Raw genomic sequence first — 23922 nt, forward strand, 5'->3', positions numbered from 1 at the left:
CGTCACTCACAGTCCATCTCCATGTCTTCGTGCATCACAGGCCCGCTTCCTTCAAGACCTGCCGAAGAACTTCGAGCTTCAGGGATGCACGGTGGGCCAACGCAAAGTCCTCCTGCTTGGCGCCAAGTTCCCGGCTCGCCTCAAGTGAGGTGATCTTCCGACGAACAGCCTCGGTCAGCTTCTCGTCCCTGATATCAACGGTGACCGTGACGCACTCCTTCGGAATGTTCGTCAGGTCGAGCTTGTGAGATCGCGGACCCTCGTACTCGTAACGCGGAAACATGTTCAGTCCTCGGTGGTGTACTCGATGGGCGACAGGCCCATGATGATGTTCCAGGTGTCGCCCGCCATTTCCTTTGCAAGTTCGTGCGGGACACCAGAAGCCATGCCCTCAGTCAGGACCGTGCCAGCGATCCGGGCAGCAGTGACGGCATAAGCGCCCTGCTTGTGCAGCCGAGAGGCGTTCATCTCGGTCTCAATGCCTGAGATCAGGTCCTCAAAGGAGCCCGCGGCTTCGGTCTCCTCGTTTTGGTTCTCGCTCTGCTCGTTCTCGCTCATCAGTCCCCCTAGTGCTTGCTTTCTTCTAGTTCCAGCACGCTCCCCCAGGAGCGTCCACCGATTTCTGCGTCAGCCGGAATCAGGAGACCCTGAACGGAGAACTCCATGAGCTTCGCGGCTTCTCGCGCCATCTCAGGCGCTTCCTTCTCCGGGAACGAGAAAACGATCTCGTCATGAATCGGGAGGCGCATGTACGGGGTGAACCCCGCAGCGTCGAGCTTCAGCAGTGCACGAGCCGTAACGTCCCGCGAACCGCCCTGGATGAAGTAGTTCAGTGCTCGGAACCACTTACCGGGGTCGACAGGCAAGCGCCTGCCAGTTGCCGTGTAGACGAAACCGGTTCTCTTGGCTTCGTCAGCAAGTCGACGCCCAAACGCGCCGACCCCCGGATAGGTAGCGGCGAAGGCATCAAGTACCTTCCTCGCGGTCGCTTCGTCAACGTGGGCTTGCTCCATAAGCGCAGCCCAACCGCCCCCGTAGACCGTCAAGAAGTTGGCCATCTTGCCAATCTTGCGAGGAACGCCAGCAGCATCCGCCGTGATCTGGTGCAGGTCCCTTCCGTGAAGAAAGGCGTCTAGCATCGTGGGATCACGAGAGAAAGCCGCCAGATAGCGAAGCTCCATGTTGCCGAAGTCAATGGAGCAACTGACGTGCCCTTCGTCCGCCAGGAACATATGCCTGACATAGCCGTCCCCTGAGGGGAACGTCTGTGCCGGGATACTCCCGGATATGGACATCCTTGACGTCCTGGCCTGGAGCGAATTGATACCGGCATGCACGCGGTTGTTTGCGTCCCGCCCGTCCAACGCTCGCTCAAACCACGTCTTACGCCATTTAGAAGCCTTGCGCGACTTGATTACCGCATCGGCCAGCGGGTGATTGAGGCTGGTCAATACGTCGTCATCCATCGCTAGCTGACCCTTTTTAGTGCGCTTGGTCAGCTTCACACCCATGCGGGTGAAGGCTTCTACTAGCTGTTGATTGGAATTGGGGTTCTCGACCTCGAACGACCGAGCAACCGCCTCCCACTCTTGCTGTTCGGCCGACAACTCCGCACACCGAGTTTCGGCGTACTCGACATCGAGCAGATAGCCTGTCCGCTCCATCTTGGCCGTGACATGGGCTAGCTGGTGTTCCCAGCCAATGAGCCCTTGGGCCTTAGAGCGAGCCGGTACAAGACGGTAGAGGAGTTGGAAGAGCCGGTATGCAAGAGCCGGGTCCATTCCTGCGTACAGCAAGAAATCCGGATCGAACAGCTCAACCAGCTTCCAAATCTTCTCCTTCGTGGTCTTGTACTTCTTGGCTATGAGGGCCATCGAGCCTTTGACCTCATCTGCTGTCTGCTCGCAGATGTAGAACTTGGTCAGCTCTTCCAGCTTGAGGCCAGGCCCGCGCTCCTTGACGGCCCTCGGGTCAACGAGGTGCGCCAGGAGCCGGGTATCCCACATCTTCGGAGCAAGCTCCTCCATGGGAATCCCTAGGGCGACTTCAGCCACGTGAAGGTCAAACGTGCCGTTGTGCGCAACCAGCCACTCAAGGCGCTTAAGGGCCCGTCTCACAGCCTCGGCAAAGACCGGGCCCAGGTCCACGGGGATCACCCATGTCTCTGAGCCCGTACCGAACTGGGCCAGCCGGCACCGGAAGTCTTCTGCCCACCAGTCGAGCCCAGTGGTTTCCGTGTCGAACCCGAGGATTCGATGCCGAGAAACGAACTCCTCGAACGCGGGAAGGTCCCTCTCAGACTCGACAACGTGAATCGAGATCGGCTGACCCTTCAGCCGATAAGCAAGCTCCTTCAAGAGACCTCCCCCGTCTACTGAAGTTGTTCAAGGAACGCCTTTCCTACGTACTCCGTGTAGGCAGGCGGGATGCACTCGCGGATTCCTTCGCGTGACATCCAAGGAACGCCAAGGTCTCTCTTGGCGTCGTCCACCCCGATGAAGTTCCCGACGTAAATTCCCATCTCGTCAGGCTTCCTGCGGCGCCCCATCTTGGTTTGCCGCCTGATGTGCTCCGGGTGGTCTGGTCTTTTCAGCTCCCACCCACCAGGCTCAAAGAGTCGATGCCTGTAGGTGTTGAGCCCGAAATACGCACCGCACAAGAGCACGGGGTCACGCATTTCTAGTTCGGCCCCCATCACGTTCTCGATCACCCACGGGACTCCAACAGCGTTCAGGGCATCCCGAGTAGGGCCCAAAAGGTCAGGGTGATCGTTCTGCATGATTCGCTGTGTCTTGCTGTAAAGCTGACACGGCGGTGAGGCGTGTATGAAGTCGAATCGGTGTCCATACGTGAGTAGGAACTGAATCGCTTCGGCCTGTACGAACTCCCAGGGGTAACGAGGCTGCGGAGCTATGTCGACGCCCACCACCTCAAACCCTGCGTCGCGATACCCCTTACTTGCTCCCCCCTGGCAGCAGTAAAGGTCAAGTAGTTTTCGAATCCCCCCGTACCCCCTTTACGGCGCCACTCGGCCGTGCTTGACAAAGGCGGCATGGGTATGGGGCATTGACATACGGAACTCGCGCTCCATCGCCTCTGCCGCCATCTCGATTTCCCGCTGAGGGAATGAGGGGTACTGGGCGTCCTCGGAGATGGTTCGGAGGCTCAGAAAGTGCATGAGGGATCGGGCGTTACAGGTCGCGTAGTACGACGTGAATATGCCGACAGGAAGAACCATGCGGGCTACCTCACGTGCAATGCCCGCCTTCAGCATGTCCTTGTAGGCGGCGAATGCCTCGCCGTATGCCTCCAGCATGTTGGTAGCCATACGAGCGAAGTGAGCGTCACTGCCCGCCTTGAAGGCGTAGGCACCGGGCTTGCCCACCTGCGAAAGGGCTCGCTCCTTGGCAGGTACGTAAAAGGAACCCTCAAGCTCCTTGTACCTTCCGGATTCCTCGTTGTAGCTCCAACCAGCCCTGTGCCTCATGTGCTCTCGGGCTACGAAGATCGGGGCCTCTACGAGGAAGGTGAAAGAGTTGTGCTCAAACGGGCTGCCGTGCCTATCCCGAATGAGGAAGTTGATAAGACCCTCGGTCGGCAGATCGTCAGCAGCCGACTGCTTGCCGATGGTTGAGACTCGCGCGGCCTTGGCAACCATTGCGTCGTTGGCCGAGATGTTGACCAGCTTCACGGTTACGTCAGACCGGATGGAGATGTCTGCCACTGAATGACTCCATAGGAAAGGGGGCCGAGGAATCCCCGGCCCCCTGAGGTGCCTTGAAAAAGCGATCAGCCCTTACGAGAAAGAGCCGTCCTTCTGTCGCCAGAGCGGGTCACACTGCGAGCCCTTTGGGGCATTGCAGAACAGAGCGGCCCAAGCCCCCTTCGCGCCCTGGCCCTCTCGGAGGGTCCGGCCGTGCTGGCAGGAGTCGCCATCCGCAGCAGGGGCGCTCTGCTGCTGGACCTTGCCGCCGCTGAACGTCTTGGGAACCGCGTTGCCGCCCTTGCCGGCGGTCGGCTGGTGGGTCTCCCGGACCTTCTTTGCCGCCAGCGCCGCGAGGTCGATGACGCCCTTGTCGGCAAGGGCCTTCATCAGGTCCACCGCGTTCACCGCCACCTCTTCGGCGGTCTCGCCGAAGACAGTGGGAGTGATCCACTCCGCGTCAAACCCGGCAGCGGCCTTGAAGGTCAGGCCGATCTTGAACTTGCTCGGAGAGGTGGCATTCACGGCAGGCTGGGTCATAGGCGGGGTCTCCTTTGGAGTTTCGGGTTCGCCCCATGGAGAGGGGCCGTCGAACGGATTCGGAAAGCTCATTCAGCTCACTCCGCGTCATTACGAGTTACCCAGGAGGCAACTAATTGGGCATGAAAAAGGGCCCTAGATCGGGCAGGCGCCCGATGCACAGATTTCGTCATAGGAGGTGTCCGCGGTCTCAATGCCTACGGCTGCCGCAAGCTCCTCGTACTCTTCCTTGGTGATCCGCTCGTAAGGCGGCTGCTCAAAGGACAACTCAGGGAACACCGTGGTTCCCTTAAGCCTCGGAAGGAAGGGCACCAGAGCGTCAACGAGATCGTCAACCGAATAAGCGTTGGGGTCGACATTTACCGTGTAGGAGACAGCCTGATCCGCCCAATGCTCCTGATAGAGGGCCTGAACCGACAACATGTCCCGAAGGGTCAGGTCTCCCGCGTGCTGGAAGTTCTCGCCCCCGACTTCAACAAGCGGGTCCTTCGTCGGGATGGTGACAACAGAGGTGTTGGCCGCGTACTTGTCCGGCTCCACGTGGTATCCCTTGCGCCGGTACTCCTCCACCTGGGCCTTCTCGGAAGGCTCAAGGTCAGAGAAGCGGATACGACGCTTGAAGTACCCCGCGAACGGTGCGTGAACGGCCTCGCCACTGGTGCCGGCGAGCTTGCTCGTCGTACCGGTCGGCGCGATCACCCGAGCCTTGATCGGTACGGGAATCCGCAGTTCGTTGGCGTACTCCCGAGCTGCAAGAGTGACCGCCTGAGCCATGATGTCAAGCTCAAAGTCCACCCCCTTTCTGGCAGCCTCGGAGTACTTCACCCCGATTTTCACCAGGAAGTCAGCGAACCCAAGATGCCCCACACCGATACGCCGGTACTTGGCGATTGCTTCGGCCGACTTCGGATCAGCAACCTTGGCGAATGTAGCTCTGATCAGATACCGAGTGAGGTACCTGTGAGCCTTCCGAAGGCCCTCGTCGTCTATCTCCCCGTTCTCGTCCACGAAGGCGCCTAGGTTGACGGAGCCGAGATTGCAGGGCTCCCAGGGGGTCAATGTCGCCTCACCACAGGGATTTGTGGTGTAGGTCCCATCAACCTCCCCCTCAGCCGTCAGAGTTGAATTCCAAATCCCGGGCTCGCCGTTCCGGAGCATCCCCTTAGCGATCTCTCGGAGGATCGGCATGGAGGGAGACGACATCTTGCGGAGAAGCTGAACGAAGTCGTCGTCAATCTCCACGCTGATGTTGGTCGTCCAGTGACCGCCCTCAGACTTGATTCGCAGGAAGGTCCAGATCAGCGGATCACGCCAATGCATGATCGACATACGGGCGGACCGCCTTACCCCTCCGCTGACGATGCACTGAGCTATCTCGTGATCGATCCGCATGGCGTCAACGCCGTGGAGCTGCCGACCATGGCCCTCCTTGAGCACCTGGCCCACGGCCTTGAGCATCTGGCCAAAGGGCTGAGGACCGCTTGCAGTACCGCCGAACGCCTTGAGCGGTGTCCCCTTGGCCCGTACATGGCTCACGTCGTAGACCCGAGCTGCGTGACGCGTCTTGGGATCGTGTGCCGTCCGTACGAGGTCCCCCAGGGCCTCAGCCCAGCCCTCGCGGCTGTCCTGGACCTGATAGGCCCCAGCCCACTCGTGGCTGTACTCCGTGCTAATCAGCCCGGCCTCAACGAGGTCAAGGAAGTCTGCATGGTCAGGGTCACAGACGATGTGAACCTCTACCGGGATGACCAGTTCGGGGAAGCCCTCGAAGTACCTCGATGAGTAGTTGGCACCGACACCCCCGCCTTCCGCCAGGCGAAGGAGCGTGAAGGTGAAGTGTTCCTCAGGCCGCTTCGGGTCCCAGCCTGCCGCCCAACAGTTGTTCAGGGCGAAGGGAGCAACACCGCTGGACTTGAGGTGTCGGCCCGCCGGCAACACCTTGAAGGACCGGATCAGGTCGAGCAGTGCCGCCCGTTCGCCCTTCTCTGTGTAGCGCTCCGGGACAAGGGCAAGGTTGCCGTCCACGACACGTTCAACGGTCTCCTCCCATGTTTCCTGCTGGCCGTTGGGCTTCACGCGGGAGTACGTACGCTCATAGACCGTCCTGGCGGTCTCGGTTGGGAAAGCAGTCATGCAGTCACCTTTCGTAGGTCGCGGTTCATCTGCCGGGCGAGCGCATCGAGTCCGCGGTTGCTCGCCTTGCGCTCTGTGTCGTCCTTCGGAGGCATGCCGTAGACGTAGCGGCGCATCAGCACCTCTCGCGTCTTTGGAGGTAGCCGGTTGAGGGCCAAGGACGCATCGAGACGAGCGGATACGAGATTGTCTGTGATACGGCAGGAAAGAAGGTCATCTTCACGGCCGAGCATCTGTCCAATCTCCTCGTCCGAGTACACGAAAGTGGCAAGGGCCAACTTCGCTTCGTCGGGCGTGTAGTAGTAATTCCCGTCCTCAACGTCTCGCGCGTCGCGCTCCTTTGAGGCGTACTGCGCGCCTGCCTTCTTGGCGAACTGCCACAGGAAGGTATCCGTGTAGTTCTTCTCGATGAGCGTTCGGCGCTCGTACGCGTGAAGAAGAATGGCCTGCTTCACATCGTCCTTCTCCACCACGCTCCAGGCGGAAGCGATGGATCGGGCCGTCTTGTCTGCGATGTCCGCCACGTGAGCCCAATCGATCGTGGTCACGTGTCCCCCTTCTTTGCAAAGCGCCCCCCGGCGCCTCTGGCGATCTTTCCGTAACGCTCGCCTTCCACGACGAATGAGCCGTCTCGGCGGATATCTACGGGGTAGGGGGATACGTCGTGGTCTCCGACGTAGAGAATTCCGAAGCCACTTTGCCAATTCGCTACAGCTCCAGGACCAAGGTATTGCGCTTTCCTCGGGTCCATCATGTGTCCGACCTCAAAGCCCCATCGCATTCCCCCGAGATGCGAAGGGCCGTGCCGGCGGACGCCCAGGCGGTGAGTGTGGCCCATGACCAGATTCATGGTCGCTTTGCTCGCATGACCGTAGGCGGTCGTTCCCGCGATGCTCGACAGGCCCTTGATCTCGTGGCCGTGAATCAGCCCCGTGTCCGGCCCGACCTTATGGAAGGGAGGAGTGAGGTCGATACCGAAGGCGTCGAACTCCAGCAGTTTGGAGAAGTGGAAATCGTCGGCGTACTCTGCCAAAGCCGGGGCCTTGGCAGAGAGATACGTTCGCGGACGAAGGTCATGGTTCCCTTCCAGGATTCCGAAGGGACCGTCATAGACGGCCCGGATCGGCTCCAGGACCCGCTTTTTCGTTACGTCAGAATCGCTTCTGACTTGCTGCCTGTACTCGTAGCGCGTTCCCTCGTTCCAACGGCTCGGAGTCTCATAGTCGTTGAGGTCTCCGATCTGATACAGCTCATCGGGCTGGTAATCCCCGATGAAGTTGATCAAATTGTTGAGCGCCTTGGGATCGTGGTACGGAACCTGAAGGTCGCTTATGACCACTACACGCTTCAAATGGCTTCCCCCGTTGCCTGTGCGTAAGCCAGCCCCCACGGGTTCCCGTCGTCCTGGCTCATCTGCATATCGTTGAATCGCTCGCACGTCTTTCGGGAAAGGCTCGGGAAGAACCGCCGAACCACCCCGAGGGCCCTACAGCCCTCCTCCTTCACCAGGGCTTCCAGGGGAACGCCAAGCCGGTGCATCACCACGCCAATTGCGCAGCCGGCAGAGACTAGTGAGCCGTCCTCATCGGTGTGCACGTAGAAGCAAGAGGCGTCCCTCTCGTCTTCCTTCATGTGGTTTGGAGCCGAATACACGTACTCGGGACGCTCCGCCACGACTTCCCGCAGCGTCGCAAGGGCCTTCTCGTCAGTGATCTCGATTTCCACTGCAGTAGTCACCGGTTGTCCCCGTTCTTGTAGCACTTCGGATCTGCGATAACGGCTACGGCCTTTCCGGCCTTCTCGCCGCCTCTGGTGGTGAAGACGCGATGGCCGAAGCCATCACACTTACTGGCGAAGTTGGCGAAGCCATCCGGCATGGAGTGAATGACTGCCGGGCCGTCGTCCTTGTAGGACACGGGAGCGTCGTTCCAGGGCTCAGTCATGGAACTGCACCCGGAAAGAAAAAGGGCCGCGAGTGCGGCCCCGGCAGCGACAGTTACGCGTCTCACGACGCCTCCATTCGAGATATCTCCCGCTCGATGTACCAACGGGCCTTCTTGAGGTCTTCCAGCTCAGTTGCCTTGGACTTTCGTCCAGCGCGAGCGAGGTACTTCACTGCGTTGCCGCGGTTGAAGTTCATGTGCTCGGTGAGGTCGATTACCTCAAGGCCGTTCGGGAGCCATGTGTAATGGCTCGGATGGTTCACGGAATCTGTCGCCTTCACAGGAACCGCCTTCGGGATCGGCTTGAGTTCGTTGTCTCGGTACCAGACGTAGCGAATGACCGAGCCGTAAACTTTCACGTAGATCGGGTAAAGGCCCCCCACGTTCACGCTGACTACTCGTCCGCGCTTCCCCGTGTGCTCACCCGCCTGAACGATGACTTTGTCATCCACCGTGTAACTCACAGACCGATCCGTTTCGTCAGGGCCTCGGGCCCGAAGTTGGTTAGGACCGAATTGGAATCTCGGGCGTCAGTCATCTTGATGACCTTGCCGTTCGGGAGATCGGCCGCTAGCTGGTCCATGAAGACCAAGCCGGGCTCGTCCTCAGCAATGAGGTAGACCACCTCGTAGCCGAGCAGGGCAGGCGTCCAGTAGTCCCGCCATGTCCCTGTGCCAGGGGCGCCAACGGCAGGGATGCCGGCGAGCGTCCATGACTGGGTGTCGAACTCCCCCTCCACGACGACCAAGACTGGGCTGGGCTCGATCAGGGCTGAGGTGTTGTACAGCCTCGGAGGATCGCCGGGCAGGCTCTTGTACTTGCCGTGCCCCTCGTGCCGCTCCTTCTCGCCCGTCTGGAAGTAGTAGAGGCCGCTGCTGGGGTCCTTCACACACTCGTCAGCGATGCACCGGAAGCGGCAGGTTGCTACACCGTGCTCGCCCCCAGCGGGGCGGACGTAGGGGATGCAGAGGTATCCCGCGTATCGCTCATGACCAGGTAGAGCCGAAGCGACGTGGCCCAGGCCGAACCGGGTTGCTACCTCTGCGAGGCCCCGAGCCGTCACGTACGCCTCGGCCGGGCTCCCTTGGTAGCTCTCGTGATACCGCTTCGCTGTCTCCACCGAATTGGCTACGTGCGTGTTCTTTGGCTTCAGTGAAGCCAACTTTCTCCTCCCTCATGATTACGGCGTATGAGTCTTCCGACAGGTTGCATGCAAAGCAGTTCCATCGGTTCTTATCGAGATCCACGGACGCTGAAGGGTTAGAGTCCGGATGCGAAGGGAGGGGGCAAGCGATTTTCACTCGCCCCCTCGTCGCCTCCGTGGAAAACCCGTAGTAGTGGGTAAGAACCTCAGCGATCGGTGGTTTCGATGAGCTGTCGCTCACCATTGGGACCCACCTTGTAGCGCGTCACCGGGAATTCGTACTTCCGAGCCGCGGCCTGCCACATGTGGTAATTGCCGCGCCACTGCCGCGAGTACGACGGGTCAGAACCCGTGCTCATGTCGCTCACGTGTACTCCCGAGCGTCAGAAGCGGATGGCGGAGGAGTAGGACGGGTACGACGACTTGGGCTCGTTCAGCCAGCGCGTACCGCCGGAAAGCTGCTTGAGGATCGGCTTCCCGAGGGTTTCGATGCCAGCCCGCTGGAGCGCGTAGTAAATGCCGTCCGTGTGCTTGCGCGGAGAGAGCTTGCTGTCACCGGTGATGTTGCCCACCAGAGCGTGAAGGGCCTCGGCCTCCTCAGTGGTCAGCGTCAGCGTGACGGCCGGCACCTTCTTCGCCTCGGTGACAACCTTCTCAACGGTCGTGCGCTTGGCCTCAGCCATGTTCAGTCCTTTTGTCGTAGGTGTAGCGAGGTCCGAGAACTCTCCAAGCCGGATAGTCCTCTAGGTAATCGGCGGCCCGCCGCAATACGTCTGGCCTGTCCCGTGCCCCCCGTGCTAGGAGCTGGCCATTGCATCGGGCACAAAGAAGGCCGCGAACCGCCTCTGTCTTGTGACAGTGGTCCACGGCCAAATTGGTCTTACGCGTCTCTCTACAGATCGCGCATTTTCCCCCTTGCGCCTCCAAGAGGCGCTTGTAGTCCTCGGCAGACAACCCGTATGCGGCTTGGAGCCTCGCGTTTCGCGATGCCTGCCGGCGACCGGCCTTGCGGCAGGAAGAACAGACCTTCCCCCGAGAGGAGGTGTAGAACCTCTCAGATCTGTTCTTCCCGCACTTCGTGCACTCCCGGTATCCCTTGCGGGGTTCGGCCATTAGACCCCCGTCCTGATGGCCTTCTCCAGCTTGCGCATTTCCTTGAGTCGGGCGCTCTCGTCCACCATGGCGAAGAGGTTGAAGAGCGGGACTGCCGTGACCATCTCCTTCGCGCGGAAGTTGATGACCGCTGTCTTCACGCCTCCCTTGGCGGCCCCCACGAGGACCCTGGAAAGCTGGTGCAGGTTCAACCGCCTCGGGTCGCCTATCTCAACGACCATCGCGACGCCTTCCGTGTCTACCCCCGACAGATCCAGTCCGGGGAATCGACCTTCGAGAGCAAAGCCGAACTCTCGCTCAGCCTTGAAGCCACCGCGGATGTTCTGAACTGCTGCCACTCTTTCCATTTTCAAGCTACGCCTTTCACACCCAGGAGGCAACTAATTAAGCAGAAAGAAGGTCCGGAAGCTCTTCGTCAAGCTCCTCCAGCCGCAGGTTTGCGCGGTTGAGGCGGAAACTTGCGAAGGTCCCACCGGACGAGTCCTCGAACCCCTCGCGGTTCTTCACCGGGCTCACATGAAGGATGCGGCTGTTCATTCCGTCAACCTCTTTGTGGATGGTGAGGATAAGGGAAGGTACGCGGTGAACTTTGCCCTTAACGCCACTGAGCGGAATGGGCTTGAGTCCATCAGAGTGCTCCCCGGTTACATGGTGGAGACCGAGCACATGAGCGGCTGTGGCCCGCGCCATGTCGTCCAAGTATTCGCACAAGCCCTCCAAGCCGAATGTAAAGCTCTCCGCGTCCCCTACGGCTCCGGTGTCGACATTCGTAACGTTGTCGACCACCAGAAGATGAGGCGTACATCCGTATACCTCCAGATAGCACAGAAGGTGAAGCTCTATCTCCTGCTGCGTCGGCCTGGCGGAGAAGTTGAACCTTGTCCACCAGCGCTTCCCTAGGGCCGCTTCATAGTCCGAGAAATCCCCCTCCGTCAAGGCTCGCTTGATGGCCTTGGAGTCTTCCCCTGTGATCATGGCCGTGGCCCGAGATACCTGGGTCGCCGAGCTTGAGTCAGCAGAGAAGTAGAGCACAGGGACATTAGCCGTCATCGCCAGGAATAGCGCGAAGAGGCTTTTACCCGTACCAGGTCCAGCTACGACTAGGGACAGTTCTGACCTTCGGAACTCGACCTCTAGCCGCCGCAGAGACTTGAACGTGTGAGGAATCGGCTCGCCTGCGGCCCCCCGAATCCTTACTGACTGCGCCAGGGAGAACAATGGCTCACCTTCCTTTCCGTCACACGCCCCACCCAGGAGGCAACTTACTTGCCTTAAAAAATGCCCCGGATGGGGCGTGTCCTGCTACTTGCAGCATATGCCAGGGGCACTCACTAAGCAACGAGGTTTCTACCCGCGCTTAGCTGAGCACGCGTGAGAGACATCGCAGAATCGGCAGTGAAACCCAGGACGGGCAGGGAAATCCCCCGCCTTGACGCCCTGGTCCACCTTCACGTACCGGTCCGCAACGTCGGCCTCGGTGACCCCCGTCAGGTCGACGGGCCTGGAGAGGCCGCCAGTCCGGGCCATGTACCAATCCGCATCATTGACTTCCACCCCCAGAACCTTGCGCACCAGGACGCCATACGTCTGGAGCTGAAACTTGCTCTTGGTCGAGCCCGTCTTGAGGTCCCGCACCCGGACCGAACCGTCTGGCCGGTCTAGGAGCTGGTCCACGTAGCCCTGGACAGTGACACCACCGATGTCAGCCGTCAAGTGCCTTTCGATGCCAGGCTTGCCCGTCACCTGGTCCTTCCAGATGGATGGCTGGTGCTCCTCCGCCCATCTGACGTAGGCCCGCGCCTGTTCCATCCCCAGGACGTACCGGGCCTCAATGTCCGACTGCCCATCGGTGCCGGCGGTCATCCACCGGTCAAGGTTCGGCTCCTTGGCAAGGCTTTCATTGATGAGCCTCGTGTAGTCCTCGTGGAACAGGTCTGCAACCTGATCCGCGGTGAGCCTTCGCCCGCCCTCCTCATACGTCTCAATCGCGGCATGGAATGCCGTTCCCTGATGAGACCATGCCGCAGGACGAGGCGTTACTTTCCTAAGCCGCTGTAGCTCGTACTGGTGCGGACATTTTTCGTACTGCTCGGCTTGGCTGACGGATCGAGGCATGTTGGCCAGCACAGAAAAACGGTCGCTCATGCGCCTCCCAATCGGGTTGCAGTTCCGGGTGCACCACATGCACCCAGAACTTTGTGGACAACGGGAACCACCTGTGAGGGTGATCGTAGGAATCCGTTTCCACAACCCGATTTCGCCAAGGCGCCCTTAGTTCTGCGCTCATCTCCAGAAGGGCCGATATGTCCTCACCGAACATCAGCTCAGATTCGGTGACGACGAAGTACGTCCCAACCGTGGACGTGGCTACTCTGGCGATCCTCAGGGCGTCCGACCGGTAGACCTCCACCCTCTGAACGACCTGAGCCTCAACGATCGCGTCCCACAGCTCCTCACGCGTCTCCCACCGGCTTGCCGATGCCCCCTGGCCCATGAGAACCACGCCCCCCTTCCTCGTGCTGCGCCCCTCGTACGCGTTCGAACGCTCGTGCGAAGGGCCGTTCATGGTCATGAGCGTACGCCGGAGCACTCGTGAAGCAAACGTGAAAATCGATGTGGCCTGGATCACAGCAAGCGCTCAATGTTCGGAACGCAACCAAAGAAGGCCCGCGCAGGTCATACCTGCTCGGGCCCATATATGCGCCAGGCTGTTACTCCGCCGTAACCTCGTGCTGAGCTGGAGTGAATCGGAATAGTGAGGTCCGCTCATCTTTCGGAACGCCCTCGGGCCAACGGATGGCGAGTGACTCATCTCTCTGAGGGTCCCGCTTCACCCACTGGACTCCTTGGACAGGGTCCAACTCAAGAACCTCTCCAGCATCGAGGTGGTTCATGAACGTGCGAAGGGCGAGCTGAGACCTGTCGGAGACCTCGCCCCCCATGCGCTGACGCACATAGGCCCGCAGCCCGGTGAACGCCTCGGAGTTCTTCAGAGCGTCCTTGTCAGGGAACTTCGAGAGGTCCCACGGAAGTACGTTAGTGACGTCGCGGTACGCCTGCCGCGCGTACCGATCCATGTTGTTGAACCGCTTCGTGACCGCCTGCCGGCTGACGTCGAACTCTGCCCCGATTTCCGCATGAGAAAAACCAGCAGCTTCACGCTTCAGAAGCTCGACATCACTCGGGAGCTTGGGCGGTCTCATTTCCCATTTCCATTCGATCAGGCGAAGCAGCGGTTCAAGTTTCAGCAACCTCCAGCGGGTTGGGGCGCGGGAGCGTACAGCACTCTACCGGGCCAACCATCTGGTCTACACCGGCTTTTGAGGTCTCTGTGATCTAGGTCTCAGGCGCCACCCGTCACGTCCTGAAGGAGCGAACAGGACACGTACATACTTAGTGAGAGTTAAAGACAACGGATGCAGTTGCTTTAGTACTCAGACAATTACTTGGAGTAACGAAACACTGTTGCTTTTACCGGACTGAGACGATCCGCTTACTTCCGGTGCAACAAAACTCTTCCCCCTCTGTTGAGTCTCCCTGCTGGTGGTCAGCCCAGGTAGAGAGCCAGTCGGGGCAGGTGGCCCCGGCGCCAGACTAGAAGCCTCCGGGGCCACCACCAAGCGTGTTGGCGTAAGCATTGCCAACGTGTCCGAAGATGTTCGAACGCACGATCGAATCGAGGTGGTGGTCATGCCTAGAGCTGCCTCCATCTGCCTCGTGGTCGGTTGTACCCAACGGAGCGCAAGGAACGGCCGATGTGTCACACATGCCCCTGCCGAACGGCCCTGGTCCAGGACCAGCGCCAGGAACCAGCTCCGGGACGCTAAGCGCCGACTGTGGGACCGCCGAGTCAGGCCGAGGGCTCTCGCTCGTGACGGCTTCGCCTGTGTCCAGTGCGGAGCCAAGGAGGCTCTTGAGGTCGACCACATCCTTCCCATCGCCCAGGGCGGTACTTGGACCCTGGACAACGCACAGACGCTCTGCCGCTCGTGCCACCGTGTGAAGTCGGCACAGGACCGCCGGCAGAAGTAGGAACGGCCTCTAGCTCAGATGAGTAGAGCACCGGAGTGAAATCCCGGAGGTCACTGGTTCGAATCCAGTGGGGCCGACGAGGACAGGCGCCCTTTCCTGAGGGCTTAAAGCACGACGTAGGCGGCGTGCACCTGTCCGTGAAAGTGGGGTAGCTCCCCTGTCTCTGAAACTCCCCCTGATCAGGGGACGGAGGAGACGCGCGTTTAGTTTAGCGGTCTAGAACTCCTCCCCTTCCGGGAGGCGACGCGGGTTCGAATCCCGTAACGCGCCTCATGCTTCCTTAGCTCAATTGGTCAGAGCGCCCGCCTGTCGAGCGGAAGGCTGCCGGTTCGAATCCGGTAGGGAGCGCTCGGAGCTGGGAAGTGTGCAATGGTCCGGGACCAGCGGCAGGAGTCGCGTAAGAGTCTCAGCGGGGGCGCATAAGGGGCGGAGTGGTTTCCGCGCCGCAATGACGTGTAGCTCAATGGCAGAGCAGGGGACTGTTAATCCTCAGGTTGCTGGTTCGAGTCCAGCCATGTCAGCTATGGATCTGTAGCTCAGTTGGTAGAGCACGGGACTCTTAATCCTGGTGCCGTTGGTTCGAGTCCAACCAGATTCACGGAGCGAGGGACGTAAGCGGGGCATGCACTCCTCGGCCGCCAGAGGGCGGCTCTCTCGCAATGGGACGTAGCTCAATCGGAAGAGCACCGGTCTCCAAAACCGGGGGATGTTGGTTCGAATCCAACCGGCTCAGCAAGGGACTTGGAGCATGGCACCCGTAGCCGTAACGGGCCCGAGTCCCCCTCTGGTCGTAGCTCAGTAGGCAGAGCGCCGCATTTGGGATGCGGAGGCCGCAGGTTCGAGACCTGCCGACTAGACCACCACCAGGCCCCCGAAGGGGCCTTTGTTGTTGTTACCTCAGGGAAGTGATGCAGCAATGTACGAGGGCCAGGACGAGCCCGAGGGCCCTCGGCTGAGGGCCGCTGACGTGCCCAACAGGGCTCAGCGCAAGCGAGGTTGGCGTCAGGACGCGCTCTTTGAGCTTGAGGACCTGGCGGACCTGGTGGACGTGGACCTCTCGGGGGTGCGGCTCCCATGACACGAGGACCCGCCCCCAAGGACAACGCGCAGCGGCGCAACGTTCACGAGCACGCACAGACGTTGCCGGCGGAGGCTCAGCCCGGCCGCGAGCTGCCGAAGGGACTCGGCATCACGACCCCCGGAGCCAAGCGGTTTTGGAAGACGTGGAGCACTGCCCCTCAGACAGCAGCTTGGACAGAGACCGACTGGGCTGAGCTGGAGCTGACCACGAAGTTGGTCGACGGCCTCTTTCTGGGCGACCTCAAGCTAGCCGGGGAGATCCGGCAGCGGGTTGCCAAATGGGGCGCGACGGTCGAGGACCGCGCCCGACTCCGAATGACCTTTCAGAAGCCCGGCGAGGGCGAACCCGCGGCTGCCCCTGAGGCGCCCGAAGAGATGGATATGGATGAGGAGCTTTACAAGCTGCTGAACGGCTCCTAGATAGGCGGTGATCCTTGCAGACAGGCAATCTGCCCGCAGGGGTCCCAAAGCCTAACGAGACGCTTGGTTACGGCATCATCCGATGGGCTCAGAAGTTCATCGTCCAGCCTGACGGAGACACGGCGGGTGAACCGTGGAAGTTCACTCCGGAACAACTCCGCTTCGTACTCTGGTTTTACGCCATCAACCCGGATGGAACATGGAAGTTCAGCGCGGCCACTCTTCGCCGCGCTAAAGGGTGGGGGAAGACGCCGCTCTTGGCGGCCCTCGCCATTGTCGAGTTTCTAGGCCCCTGTCGATTCTCTCACTGGGACGCGTTCGGGCTGCCGGTTGGTAAGCCTGTACCTCTGCCTGTCGTCCAGGTCGGCGCCACTGCGCTGGACCAGACAGAGCAGACAATGGACATGATCCGAGGCATGCTTTCGGAGTCTCCAGCCGAAGCGATTTACGGCCTCGACATCGGCAAGATGGTCGTGCAATTCAAGTCTGGTAAGCCCGGCTCCATCAAGCCGAAGGCCACTGCCGGCCGCACCAACGAGGGAAATCGACCATCGTTTTGCCTGATGGACGAATGCCATCACTGGGTGGGGTCGAACGGGGGCCCGGACTTCTTCCAGACCTTGAAGCGAAATATCGAGAAGACCACCAAAGCCGGTTCACGGTGGGTCTCGACCACGAACGCGTACAACCCCAACGAGGACAGCGTTGCCCAGATCATTCACGAAAGTGAGATGGTCGCGCAGGGCTATTGGCTGTACGACTGCCTTGAGGGCTCGATTGCTCTTGAGGACATCCGGGATGCTGACGCAGTTCGAGCCGCCCTCATCGAGGCGTACGGCGACGCGAGTTGGGCCGATATTGAGGGCCTGACGCGGACGATCCTGTACGACCGCACGACTCCGGACAGCACGTATTGCCGCTTCTTCTTCAACCAGATCGCTGAGAGTTCCGACGGCTGGATGAGTAAGAGCGAGTGGGATACGTGTCTTGACGATGATGACCCGATCAAGCCGGGTGATCAGATAGCCGTCGGCTTTGACGGTTCGATCCGCGGTGACGCTACGGGCCTTGTCGGAGTCCGTTTGCGGGATGCGAAGTTGTTCGTCCTCGGTGTCTGGGAGCGTCCCGAGCACGCTCCCGATGACTGGGAAGTTGATGTTCTCTCGGTTGAGGCCGCTGTTGCGGAAACGTTCCGACGCTATCGCGTCGAGTGGTTCTACGCTGACCCGCCTTACTGGCAAGAGAATATCGGTCGTTGGGCGATCGAGCACGGCGAGGACTACGTCTTTGAGTTCTGGACGAACAAGCCGACCCGCATGGTTCAGGCGGTCGAGCGTTTCAGAACTGCCGCCATGGTCGGTGACTTGAAGCATGACGGGGACCACAGGCTTACACGCCATGTGCTGAACGCCGTGACCCGTGAAGTACCTCAGGGGCTCCTCATCACGAAGGACTCTCCCCGATCCAAAAGGAAGATCGACCTTGCCGTATGCGCCGTGCTCGCCCTGGAGGCGAGAGCTGACGCCATCGCTGATGGCCGTATGCAGATCCGGAGGTCACGAGTAGTGGGGTGGTAGCCATTGGCCGATATTGAAGTTGGGTCCCCACCCAACACCCCATCAGGGTGGGTGGATTGGCTACACGCAAAGCTACTCAGGCGCCGCACCTACCTGCGGTTCTGCTCGGAGTACTACGACGGCAAGCATCAGAAGATGGTGTTCGCTCAGGCCAAGTTCCAAAGCGAGTTCGGCCGTGTCTTCGAGCGCTGGTCTGACAACTTCTGCGGGCTCATCGTGGATTCCGTCAATGAACGCATGTTCATCGACGGGTTCCAGATGACGGACGAGCCCGGCGGAGACAAGGACGCTCGGGAGATCTGGCAGCGCAACCACCTCGATGCCGAGTCGAACGCGGCTCACCTGGACTCGATGGTTCACGGAGTCTCGTACGCGATCGTGTGGGCGGACGGTGCCGGCGACCCGACTATCAGCGTCGAGAGCGCTGAGAACGTCGTGGTCCAGCACAAGCCCGGAAGTCGATGGGACATCGAGGCCGCAGCGAAGTTCTACACAGACGACTGGGGCAGGGAATTCGTCACCCTCTGGTGGAACGGCCACGTCTACACGGGCTCAGGCATGACCGGGCAGTGGGGCGACTACAAGGCCGCCAAGAACCCGCTCGGTGAACCTCCCGTCATCCCGATCCCCAACCGGTCCCGCCTGACGGGCCCATACCTCTCTGACCTTGCTGTGGTCATCCCCCTCCAGGACGCCATCAACAAGACCGTGGCTGACGCCCTGGTGGCGAGCGAGTACGCGGCTTGGCCTCAGCGGTACGTGACGGGGCTGGAGATCCAGGAGGACGACCAGGGCCGCCCTGTCGAGCCCTACCGGGTTGCCGTTGACAAGCTCCTCCAGGCCGAGTCTCCCGACGTGAAGTTCGGTCAGTTCGAAGCAGCGGACCTCAAGAATTATGTGAACTTGACCAACATGCTCGTTCAGCATATGGCGAGCATCAGCCGTATCCCATTCCATTACTTCCTTCTGAATGGCGGTACGGCCCCATCCGGTGAGTCCATTACCTCTGCTGAGGCTGGACTGATCGCAAAGGCGCGAGAGCGCATGTTGCACTTCGGTGAGGCTTGGGAGCGCGTAATGCGCCTGGCCTTCCGGGTTATGGGTGACAAGAGAGCCGATGCCCACGGGGCTGAGGTTATCTGGCGTGATCCTGAGAACCGCACTGAAGCGCAACATATGGATGCCTTGCTCAAGGCTCAGATGCTCGGTGTTCCGAGAGACCAGCTCCTTCTTGATGCGGGATACACCCCGCAGCAGATTGAGCGCTTCCGCTCAATGCGGGAGCAAGACGCCAAGGACGCAATGGAATTGGCGAAGAAGTACCCGGCCCCGCAGCCGGAACAGCCTAACGGCCAGCAGGCTGCCGAGAAGGCAGCCCACAAGGCCCCACAGGGCAACTCAGGTAACGCAGCCCGCAAGGCAGCGTAGACCATATTCACCAAAGGACGGCTCCCGAAATGGGGGCCTTTTTTGATGCCACCGAAATGGAAGGCTCCCATGGACGACACCACGCAGCAGCAGAACGACCAGCAGCAGCCCCCCGCCACTCCTCCGACTCCTCCTGTCACTCCTTCTATGGAGCAGCTTCAGGCGGACGTGGAGCGGTGGAAGGCCCTTTCTCGCCAGAACGAGAAGAATTACAACGACGCCCGCACTGAGCTTTCCCAGCTCAAGGAAGCGTCCATGACGGACGCTGAGAAGGCGCTTGAGAAGGCCCGGGAAGAGGCGCGAAATGCTGCCCTTTCAGAAGTCGGATCTCGCCTCGTTGAGGCCGAGCTTCGTGTTCAGGCCGCTACCGCTGGTGTGAATTTGCCGCCTGCCGAGTTCCTGAATGTCCAGCGCTTCCTTAGCGCTGACGGGTCTCCGGATTCCTCTGCCATTCAGGCGTTTGTGTCGTCCCTTCCGCAGCCGTCCAAGGCCCCTGATTTTGCCCAGGGGATTGGCCTTGGCCGTCAGGGCGATTCCGGGGGTTATGCCGCCGGTCAACTCGGCCGTGACGCCCTTTCCCGTATGTCTCCCCAGGACATTGCTGCTGCCCGTAAGGCGGGCAAGCTCGACGCGCTTATGAGGGGGGACCTCTGAAAAATGAGGTAACGCATGACCTTTACCACTCAGACCGGTAACAACACCGGTGCCGGCCAGCTCCAGGCCGCAGGGGGCCATTTCATCCCCGAGATTTGGGTTGCCCAGCTCCTTGAGGACCTGGACGACAATCTTGTTCTCGGTTCCCCGGAGATCGTGAATCGCCAGTATGAGGGCGAGTTCCGGCGTGAGGGCGACGTTGTTCGTATCCCTCACTTCGTTGACACCGTGACTGACAAGGGAATTGTCAAGTCGTACGGCTCGATCGGTACTGCGGACCGCGCTCAGCTTGAGTACATCAAGATGACCGTTGCCAAGGGTTCCAGCTTCCACCTGGAGCTTGACAACCTGCACCAGCTTCAGACCAAGTCGGGTATCGACCTGATGAGCAACCTCATCAAGCAGCGTGCCCGGACTCTGGCGAACACGCTGGACAGCCTTATTGCCAAGACCCTCCTTGCGGCCGTCGCCAGCAAGGACCTGAACGGCACTGAGGACCGCAACGCGACCGTTTCCGGTCTGCCTGCTCTGCACGGCAAGATTGACGCCATCGTTGACGGTGACTTCGTCGCTGGTGTCGACATCAGCGTCTATGACTTCGTCGTGTCGATGCTCGAAAAGCTCGACATCAAGGGCGCTCCGCAGGATCGTTTCCTCTTCATCTCGCCGAAGCTGCGTTCTGCGCTTCTGCGTGATCCGAAGTTCATCGACGCCTCGCACTTCGGTGGTGGCGCTGTGATGCCTTCCGGCGTCATCGGTCAGATTCTCGGTGTCCCGGTTCGTGTCGCCAACACCCTTGGCTCTCACACCCGTTCCACTGAGAAGCTCGTCAAGAACCGTCACACCGACTTCTCTTCGGTGGACATGTTCATGGGCTCCACTGCTGCGGTCTCGCTCATCGTCCCGTTCGCAGAGATGCAGGCTTACCAGCCTGAGGCGAAGTTCACCAACGCCATCAAGAGCCGCGTCATCTATGACGCGAAGGTGATCCGCCCTGAGCAGCTCGTTGTGGCTCAGAACGTCGAGACGCTGATCTCGACCCACAACGCGGTCTGATCGGAGGTCTCATTGCCTCTGGCTTCCGTTGACGATGTGGCCGCCCGCATTGGGCGGCCCATCGCCGCAGATGAAACAGACCGTGTGTCGGCCTTCCTGGCTGACGTTACGGGCCTCATTGAGGACTACTGCGGTCGGGACATGGACAGGCGGAGCGGCCAGAGCATCACCCTCTATCCGGAGGGTGGCTGTGTCCTCTACATCCCCGCCCGGTATCAGACCTTCCTCACCGTTGCCGGCGTCCTGCAGAACGGCCAGGCCGTCACTGACTACACCTTCAACGGTCGTCAGCTGACCCGTGAGACCGACTGGGGCGAATCCGCGGTGACCCTCACAGCCTCCTGGGGCTACGAGGCCATACCCGCCTCGCTCCGAGCCATCGCCTGTTCCGAAGTGATCCGCTGGCTTGCCCTCTCCCCTGGTGTGGAGAGTGAGCGGGTCGGCGAAGTCGAGGTGACGTTCGCAGGCGCCAGCTCGGCGCAGACGCTCTCAACCGCCACCAGGACGAGCCTCCGCCAAGGGCGGTGGCGCCGTGGTGTTGCCAGCCTGACGCTTCGCAGAGAGGGCCCCGTCCTCGACCTGAGGGGGCCCGTTGTACTCCATGACTGACCCTGTTGAGGTCTGGCGGGCTCCCACGATCAAGAACGCGTACACCTCCCGTCCCGACTGGGACCAGGCCGTGAAGGTCTGGGAAGGGCTCGCCAGTGTCCAGCCGGACAAGGCGTATGAGTCGTACTCCCCTGCACGTGACCAGTCTCAGGAGCGGCTCACCGCCTTCCTCCCCTACTCCGCTCTCGTCTCCTCTGGAGACCGGGTGAGCCTCAACGGCCACATGTACGAGGTCGACGGGGAGCCTGAGCGATGGGGCTACACCTCCCGCCGGCACCTGAAGCTCTCCATCTGGAGGGCACTGAAATGACCGAGCCCAAGAGCGCCCGTACCCGGCTCGTGCTTCACCAGAACTGGCAGCGCGAGGCGCTGGCCCTTCCTGACGTGAAGGAGCTGGTGGCGAAGCACACGGGCGAACTCCTGCACAGAGCCGTCACTGACGCCCCGAGGCGCGGTCACAAGACGCTTCCTTGGAATGCCATCAAGAAGAACATCGAGGCGTATGTACGGCTCGACCATGACGGATGGTTCGGCAACGTCGTGATTGAGGACGACCCCCAGGTTCGTCACGCGATGCTGCAAGAGCGGGGGTTCACCAGCCCTCGCGGTCGACGGATCAAGGGCCGTAGGTACCTCAAGGGCGCCCTTCTGAAAATGAGGGTGGAATGAGGATTGACCCCATAGAGTTCCTGGTCACCTATCTCGAATCCATCCCGGACATCCCTGATGGATCGGTGCTGGGTGACCTCAACAACCATGTCACCGGTGAGACCGCCGTTTACCTTGAGCACATGGGCGGATTCCGCGTTGTGCGGGACACCATGGACCGGATTGACGTGGAGTACGCCGCTTACTCGATGGACCGTAAGGAATCCGTCGATCTCGCGCTTCTCGTCCGAGAGAAGTTTCTAGAGGATCTTCCGGACACTGCGGTTGGTGGTGCTCTCGTCCTGGACGTCGAGGAGATCGATTCTCCGAAGTACGACCCAGACGACTCCTCGCGCGAGCACGTGTATTGCGGACAAGTAGCGGTCTTCTACACCGCAGTCTGACACTCCCACATTCTCAGCCCCCTTCCTGGGGGCTTTTTTTATGCCCTCAGGAGGCCCTATGGCCAATGATCCAAAGAAGATTCGGTTTGCTCCGAACGGTGCCATCTACGTAGCCCCAACGAGCGGCACCCTTGTTGTGCCTGCCGATCTCGGCACGCCTGACACTGCACCTACCGGTTACAAGGCGCTCGGCTACGTTGATGAGGGTGGCGTCACTCTGACGCCTGCTATCGAGACGCAGCCCGTGAATGCGTGGCAGTCCGCGACTCCAGTTCTCTACAACGTCACGTCCGCGAGTTTCAGCGTGAAGGCAACTCTCCAGGAAACCAACGAGGTTGTGACTGAGCTGTTCTGGGGTGCCGAGTGGGTTGAGATCATGTCCACCGACCCGACCCCTGTTGGTACCGGTGTCTTCAAGCTCGACCTCTCGTCCACTCCAGAGCTCAAGGAAATCTCTCTGGTTGTGGACTGGAACCAGGGCGCTATCCGGAACCGGTGCGTGATTCCACGGGCGATGATCTCCGACCGTGGAGCAATTCAGCTCAGTCGGACGGAGAACGGAAAGTTCGAGCTGACGATTGAGGCCATGGATGCCTCGGGGAAGCTCGGTTACGTCCTCACCAACGACGACATCCTTCCGTAAGGAAGTCCCCTGAGCCGGGGCGGGGTTACGCCCCCGGCACCCTCTCTCTTACCCCACCCCAAGGAGTTCCCCCATGTCTACTGCGAAGAAGTCCGGCCCAAAGAAGAACGGTGCCAAGAAGGTTGCTGCGGCTGCGGCTGAGGCCAAGAAGACCTTCTTCACGTTCGAGCACCGCGGGCTTACCTTCAAGCTCCCTCACCCGAGGAACTTCCCGCTTGAGGTTCTGATGACGGATGACGAGCTGGTGGCTACTCAGCTCATCCTTGGCGAGGACCAGTGGGCCGCGTACCTCGCGACTGGCCCGGACATCGAGGACTTCGGCGAGTTCGCCAAGAAGATGTCTGAGGCTCAGGGGCGTGACGACGACTCGGGAAACTGATGGCAGTCGTCCGTGTCATTCAGGAGTTCCCTGACGAACTAGAGGCAGACCTCATGGAGTTCTTCAGCGTTGACCTCCTGGACCTCTGGCACGGACGGCTTTCCCTTCGCCGTATCGGGGTCCTCATCCGCTCTCTGATGAGCAAGCCCGGACGCTCAACTCTGCTTATGGCCATGGACGAACGCGCCAAGTGGCCCGAGCGGGATTACATGCTCGCGCGTATGTCTGACGCGCTTGAGCTTTCCAACTTCCTCTTCCTCAAGGCCAACGTCGATGAGTCCGACGCGAGAGACCTTGAGCTTCCTCCACCGATTCCACGGCCCGGTGATCCGGAGCCGCAGCCCGACCGACAGCAGGAGTTCAGCGATGCGCAGGAACTCACGAGCTTCTTTGGGCGGCTGAACAGCGCCTAGGGG

General features: G+C 60.6%; 34 protein-coding genes and 7 tRNA genes. 20 read left to right on the top strand and 21 right to left on the bottom strand.

The features are described 5' to 3' along the window. Positions 1-34 precede the first annotated feature (34 nt). From ACZ7L6_RS15365 to ACZ7L6_RS15465, 21 genes are all read right to left on the bottom strand, one after another. Positions 35-283, bottom strand: a complete 249-nt coding sequence (locus tag ACZ7L6_RS15365) for a hypothetical protein (RefSeq protein WP_471923932.1) — start codon at positions 281-283, stop codon at positions 35-37. A 2-nt stretch (positions 284-285) separates the two neighbouring features. Further along, positions 286-558, bottom strand: a complete 273-nt coding sequence (locus ACZ7L6_RS15370) for a hypothetical protein (protein WP_471923934.1) — start codon at positions 556-558, stop codon at positions 286-288. A gap of 8 nt (positions 559-566) precedes the next feature. Further along, on the bottom strand, positions 567-2357 hold the full coding sequence (locus tag ACZ7L6_RS15375) for a DNA polymerase (protein WP_471923936.1): 1791 nt from the start codon (positions 2355-2357) through the stop codon (positions 567-569). A 14-nt stretch (positions 2358-2371) separates the two neighbouring features. Next, positions 2372-2710 (bottom strand): hypothetical protein, encoded by a 339-nt coding sequence (locus tag ACZ7L6_RS15380; protein WP_471923938.1) that lies wholly within the window; start codon positions 2708-2710, stop codon positions 2372-2374. A 306-nt stretch (positions 2711-3016) separates the two neighbouring features. Next, a complete protein-coding gene (gene thyX / locus ACZ7L6_RS15385) occupies positions 3017-3724 on the bottom strand; it encodes an FAD-dependent thymidylate synthase (RefSeq protein ID WP_471923940.1) in 708 nt (235 codons plus the stop codon). A 72-nt stretch (positions 3725-3796) separates the two neighbouring features. Continuing rightward, positions 3797-4315, bottom strand: coding sequence for a hypothetical protein (locus ACZ7L6_RS15390; RefSeq protein WP_471923942.1), 519 nt, complete (start codon positions 4313-4315; stop codon positions 3797-3799). Between the two features lie 63 nt (positions 4316-4378). Further along, entirely contained in the window at positions 4379-6376 is a 1998-nt protein-coding gene (gene nrdJ / locus ACZ7L6_RS15395; RefSeq protein WP_471923944.1) for a ribonucleoside-triphosphate reductase, adenosylcobalamin-dependent, read from the bottom strand. Then, a complete protein-coding gene (locus tag ACZ7L6_RS15400; RefSeq protein ID WP_471923946.1) occupies positions 6373-6924 on the bottom strand; it encodes a hypothetical protein in 552 nt (183 codons plus the stop codon). Before ACZ7L6_RS15400 ends, nrdJ begins: the two co-directional genes overlap by 4 nt. Beyond that, entirely contained in the window at positions 6921-7727 is an 807-nt protein-coding gene (locus ACZ7L6_RS15405) for a metallophosphoesterase (RefSeq protein WP_471923948.1), read from the bottom strand. The genes ACZ7L6_RS15400 and ACZ7L6_RS15405 overlap by 4 nt, the downstream gene beginning before the upstream one ends. Further along, positions 7724-8113, bottom strand: coding sequence for a hypothetical protein (locus tag ACZ7L6_RS15410; RefSeq protein WP_471923950.1), 390 nt, complete (start codon positions 8111-8113; stop codon positions 7724-7726). Before ACZ7L6_RS15410 ends, ACZ7L6_RS15405 begins: the two co-directional genes overlap by 4 nt. After that, positions 8110-8319: a hypothetical protein gene (locus ACZ7L6_RS15415; RefSeq protein WP_471923952.1), complete on the bottom strand. Its 210-nt coding sequence runs from the start codon at positions 8317-8319 to the stop codon at positions 8110-8112. The genes ACZ7L6_RS15410 and ACZ7L6_RS15415 overlap by 4 nt, the downstream gene beginning before the upstream one ends. Positions 8320-8381: 62 nt before the next feature. Further along, complete coding sequence (locus ACZ7L6_RS15420; protein WP_471923954.1) at positions 8382-8783, bottom strand: DUF3310 domain-containing protein; 402 nt, start codon at positions 8781-8783, stop codon at positions 8382-8384. Then, on the bottom strand, positions 8780-9382 hold the full coding sequence (locus ACZ7L6_RS15425; protein WP_471923956.1) for a topoisomerase: 603 nt from the start codon (positions 9380-9382) through the stop codon (positions 8780-8782). Before ACZ7L6_RS15425 ends, ACZ7L6_RS15420 begins: the two co-directional genes overlap by 4 nt. Beyond that, positions 9306-9707: a CHC2 zinc finger domain-containing protein gene (locus tag ACZ7L6_RS15430; RefSeq protein ID WP_471923958.1), complete on the bottom strand. Its 402-nt coding sequence runs from the start codon at positions 9705-9707 to the stop codon at positions 9306-9308. The genes ACZ7L6_RS15425 and ACZ7L6_RS15430 overlap by 77 nt, the downstream gene beginning before the upstream one ends. Continuing rightward, positions 9670-9831 (bottom strand): hypothetical protein, encoded by a 162-nt coding sequence (locus ACZ7L6_RS15435; protein ID WP_471923960.1) that lies wholly within the window; start codon positions 9829-9831, stop codon positions 9670-9672. Before ACZ7L6_RS15435 ends, ACZ7L6_RS15430 begins: the two co-directional genes overlap by 38 nt. Positions 9832-9846: 15 nt before the next feature. Next, complete coding sequence (locus ACZ7L6_RS15440) at positions 9847-10146, bottom strand: hypothetical protein (RefSeq protein WP_471923962.1); 300 nt, start codon at positions 10144-10146, stop codon at positions 9847-9849. Continuing rightward, positions 10139-10576, bottom strand: coding sequence for an endonuclease VII domain-containing protein (locus ACZ7L6_RS15445; RefSeq protein WP_471923964.1), 438 nt, complete (start codon positions 10574-10576; stop codon positions 10139-10141). Before ACZ7L6_RS15445 ends, ACZ7L6_RS15440 begins: the two co-directional genes overlap by 8 nt. After that, entirely contained in the window at positions 10576-10914 is a 339-nt protein-coding gene (locus ACZ7L6_RS15450) for a hypothetical protein (protein WP_471923966.1), read from the bottom strand. The genes ACZ7L6_RS15445 and ACZ7L6_RS15450 overlap by 1 nt, the downstream gene beginning before the upstream one ends. A 46-nt stretch (positions 10915-10960) precedes the next feature. Beyond that, complete coding sequence (locus tag ACZ7L6_RS15455; protein WP_471923968.1) at positions 10961-11794, bottom strand: AAA family ATPase; 834 nt, start codon at positions 11792-11794, stop codon at positions 10961-10963. Between the two features lie 129 nt (positions 11795-11923). After that, positions 11924-12721, bottom strand: coding sequence for a RecB family exonuclease (locus ACZ7L6_RS15460; RefSeq protein ID WP_471923970.1), 798 nt, complete (start codon positions 12719-12721; stop codon positions 11924-11926). 566 nt (positions 12722-13287) lie between these two features. Next, positions 13288-13779 (bottom strand): hypothetical protein, encoded by a 492-nt coding sequence (locus tag ACZ7L6_RS15465; RefSeq protein ID WP_471923972.1) that lies wholly within the window; start codon positions 13777-13779, stop codon positions 13288-13290. Positions 13780-14266: 487 nt separating this feature from the next. On the opposite strand from ACZ7L6_RS15465, the gene ACZ7L6_RS15470 reads away from it, so the two are divergent. From ACZ7L6_RS15470 to ACZ7L6_RS15565, 20 genes are all read left to right on the top strand, one after another. Further along, positions 14267-14608 (top strand): HNH endonuclease, encoded by a 342-nt coding sequence (locus tag ACZ7L6_RS15470; protein ID WP_471924586.1) that lies wholly within the window; start codon positions 14267-14269, stop codon positions 14606-14608. 3 nt (positions 14609-14611) lie between these two features. Further along, positions 14612-14685 (top strand) — tRNA-Phe (locus ACZ7L6_RS15475). 120 nt (positions 14686-14805) lie between these two features. Beyond that, a tRNA-Glu gene (locus ACZ7L6_RS15480) sits at positions 14806-14878 on the top strand. 4 nt (positions 14879-14882) lie between these two features. After that, positions 14883-14956: transfer RNA gene (locus ACZ7L6_RS15485), tRNA-Asp, on the top strand. Between the two features lie 101 nt (positions 14957-15057). Beyond that, positions 15058-15129: transfer RNA gene (locus tag ACZ7L6_RS15490), tRNA-Asn, on the top strand. A 4-nt stretch (positions 15130-15133) separates the two neighbouring features. Further along, positions 15134-15206: transfer RNA gene (locus tag ACZ7L6_RS15495), tRNA-Lys, on the top strand. Between the two features lie 62 nt (positions 15207-15268). Next, positions 15269-15341: transfer RNA gene (locus tag ACZ7L6_RS15500), tRNA-Trp, on the top strand. Positions 15342-15392: 51 nt separating this feature from the next. Then, positions 15393-15468 (top strand) — tRNA-Pro (locus tag ACZ7L6_RS15505). Positions 15469-15682: 214 nt separating this feature from the next. Continuing rightward, positions 15683-16108: a phage terminase small subunit gene (locus tag ACZ7L6_RS15510; RefSeq protein WP_471923974.1), complete on the top strand. Its 426-nt coding sequence runs from the start codon at positions 15683-15685 to the stop codon at positions 16106-16108. Positions 16109-16122: 14 nt separating this feature from the next. Further along, a complete protein-coding gene (locus ACZ7L6_RS15515; RefSeq protein ID WP_471923976.1) occupies positions 16123-17685 on the top strand; it encodes a hypothetical protein in 1563 nt (520 codons plus the stop codon). Between the two features lie 3 nt (positions 17686-17688). After that, a complete protein-coding gene (locus ACZ7L6_RS15520) occupies positions 17689-19113 on the top strand; it encodes a phage portal protein (RefSeq protein WP_471923978.1) in 1425 nt (474 codons plus the stop codon). A 69-nt stretch (positions 19114-19182) separates the two neighbouring features. Next, the gene (locus ACZ7L6_RS15525) at positions 19183-19767 is read left to right on the top strand and encodes a hypothetical protein (RefSeq protein ID WP_471923980.1); all 585 of its coding nucleotides are present in this window, start codon (positions 19183-19185) and stop codon (positions 19765-19767) included. A 15-nt stretch (positions 19768-19782) separates the two neighbouring features. Beyond that, a complete protein-coding gene (locus ACZ7L6_RS15530) occupies positions 19783-20823 on the top strand; it encodes a hypothetical protein (protein WP_471923982.1) in 1041 nt (346 codons plus the stop codon). 36 nt (positions 20824-20859) lie between these two features. Next, positions 20860-21432 carry a phage gp6-like head-tail connector protein gene (locus tag ACZ7L6_RS15535; protein WP_471923984.1) on the top strand — a complete coding sequence of 191 codons (573 nt, stop codon included), beginning with the start codon at positions 20860-20862 and terminating at the stop codon, positions 21430-21432. Beyond that, complete coding sequence (locus tag ACZ7L6_RS15540; protein WP_471923986.1) at positions 21425-21742, top strand: hypothetical protein; 318 nt, start codon at positions 21425-21427, stop codon at positions 21740-21742. Before ACZ7L6_RS15535 ends, ACZ7L6_RS15540 begins: the two co-directional genes overlap by 8 nt. Then, positions 21739-22101 carry a hypothetical protein gene (locus tag ACZ7L6_RS15545; protein ID WP_471923988.1) on the top strand — a complete coding sequence of 121 codons (363 nt, stop codon included), beginning with the start codon at positions 21739-21741 and terminating at the stop codon, positions 22099-22101. Before ACZ7L6_RS15540 ends, ACZ7L6_RS15545 begins: the two co-directional genes overlap by 4 nt. Next, on the top strand, positions 22098-22484 hold the full coding sequence (locus ACZ7L6_RS15550) for a hypothetical protein (RefSeq protein ID WP_471923990.1): 387 nt from the start codon (positions 22098-22100) through the stop codon (positions 22482-22484). Before ACZ7L6_RS15545 ends, ACZ7L6_RS15550 begins: the two co-directional genes overlap by 4 nt. Positions 22485-22542: 58 nt before the next feature. Further along, entirely contained in the window at positions 22543-23127 is a 585-nt protein-coding gene (locus tag ACZ7L6_RS15555) for a phage tail tube protein (RefSeq protein WP_471923992.1), read from the top strand. Positions 23128-23200: 73 nt separating this feature from the next. Beyond that, positions 23201-23506 (top strand): hypothetical protein, encoded by a 306-nt coding sequence (locus ACZ7L6_RS15560; protein ID WP_471923994.1) that lies wholly within the window; start codon positions 23201-23203, stop codon positions 23504-23506. After that, on the top strand, positions 23506-23919 hold the full coding sequence (locus ACZ7L6_RS15565; protein WP_471923996.1) for a hypothetical protein: 414 nt from the start codon (positions 23506-23508) through the stop codon (positions 23917-23919). The genes ACZ7L6_RS15560 and ACZ7L6_RS15565 overlap by 1 nt, the downstream gene beginning before the upstream one ends. The last annotated feature ends 3 nt before the right edge of the window (positions 23920-23922 follow it).

The organism is Streptomyces sp. NPDC107522 (genome assembly GCF_055657525.1).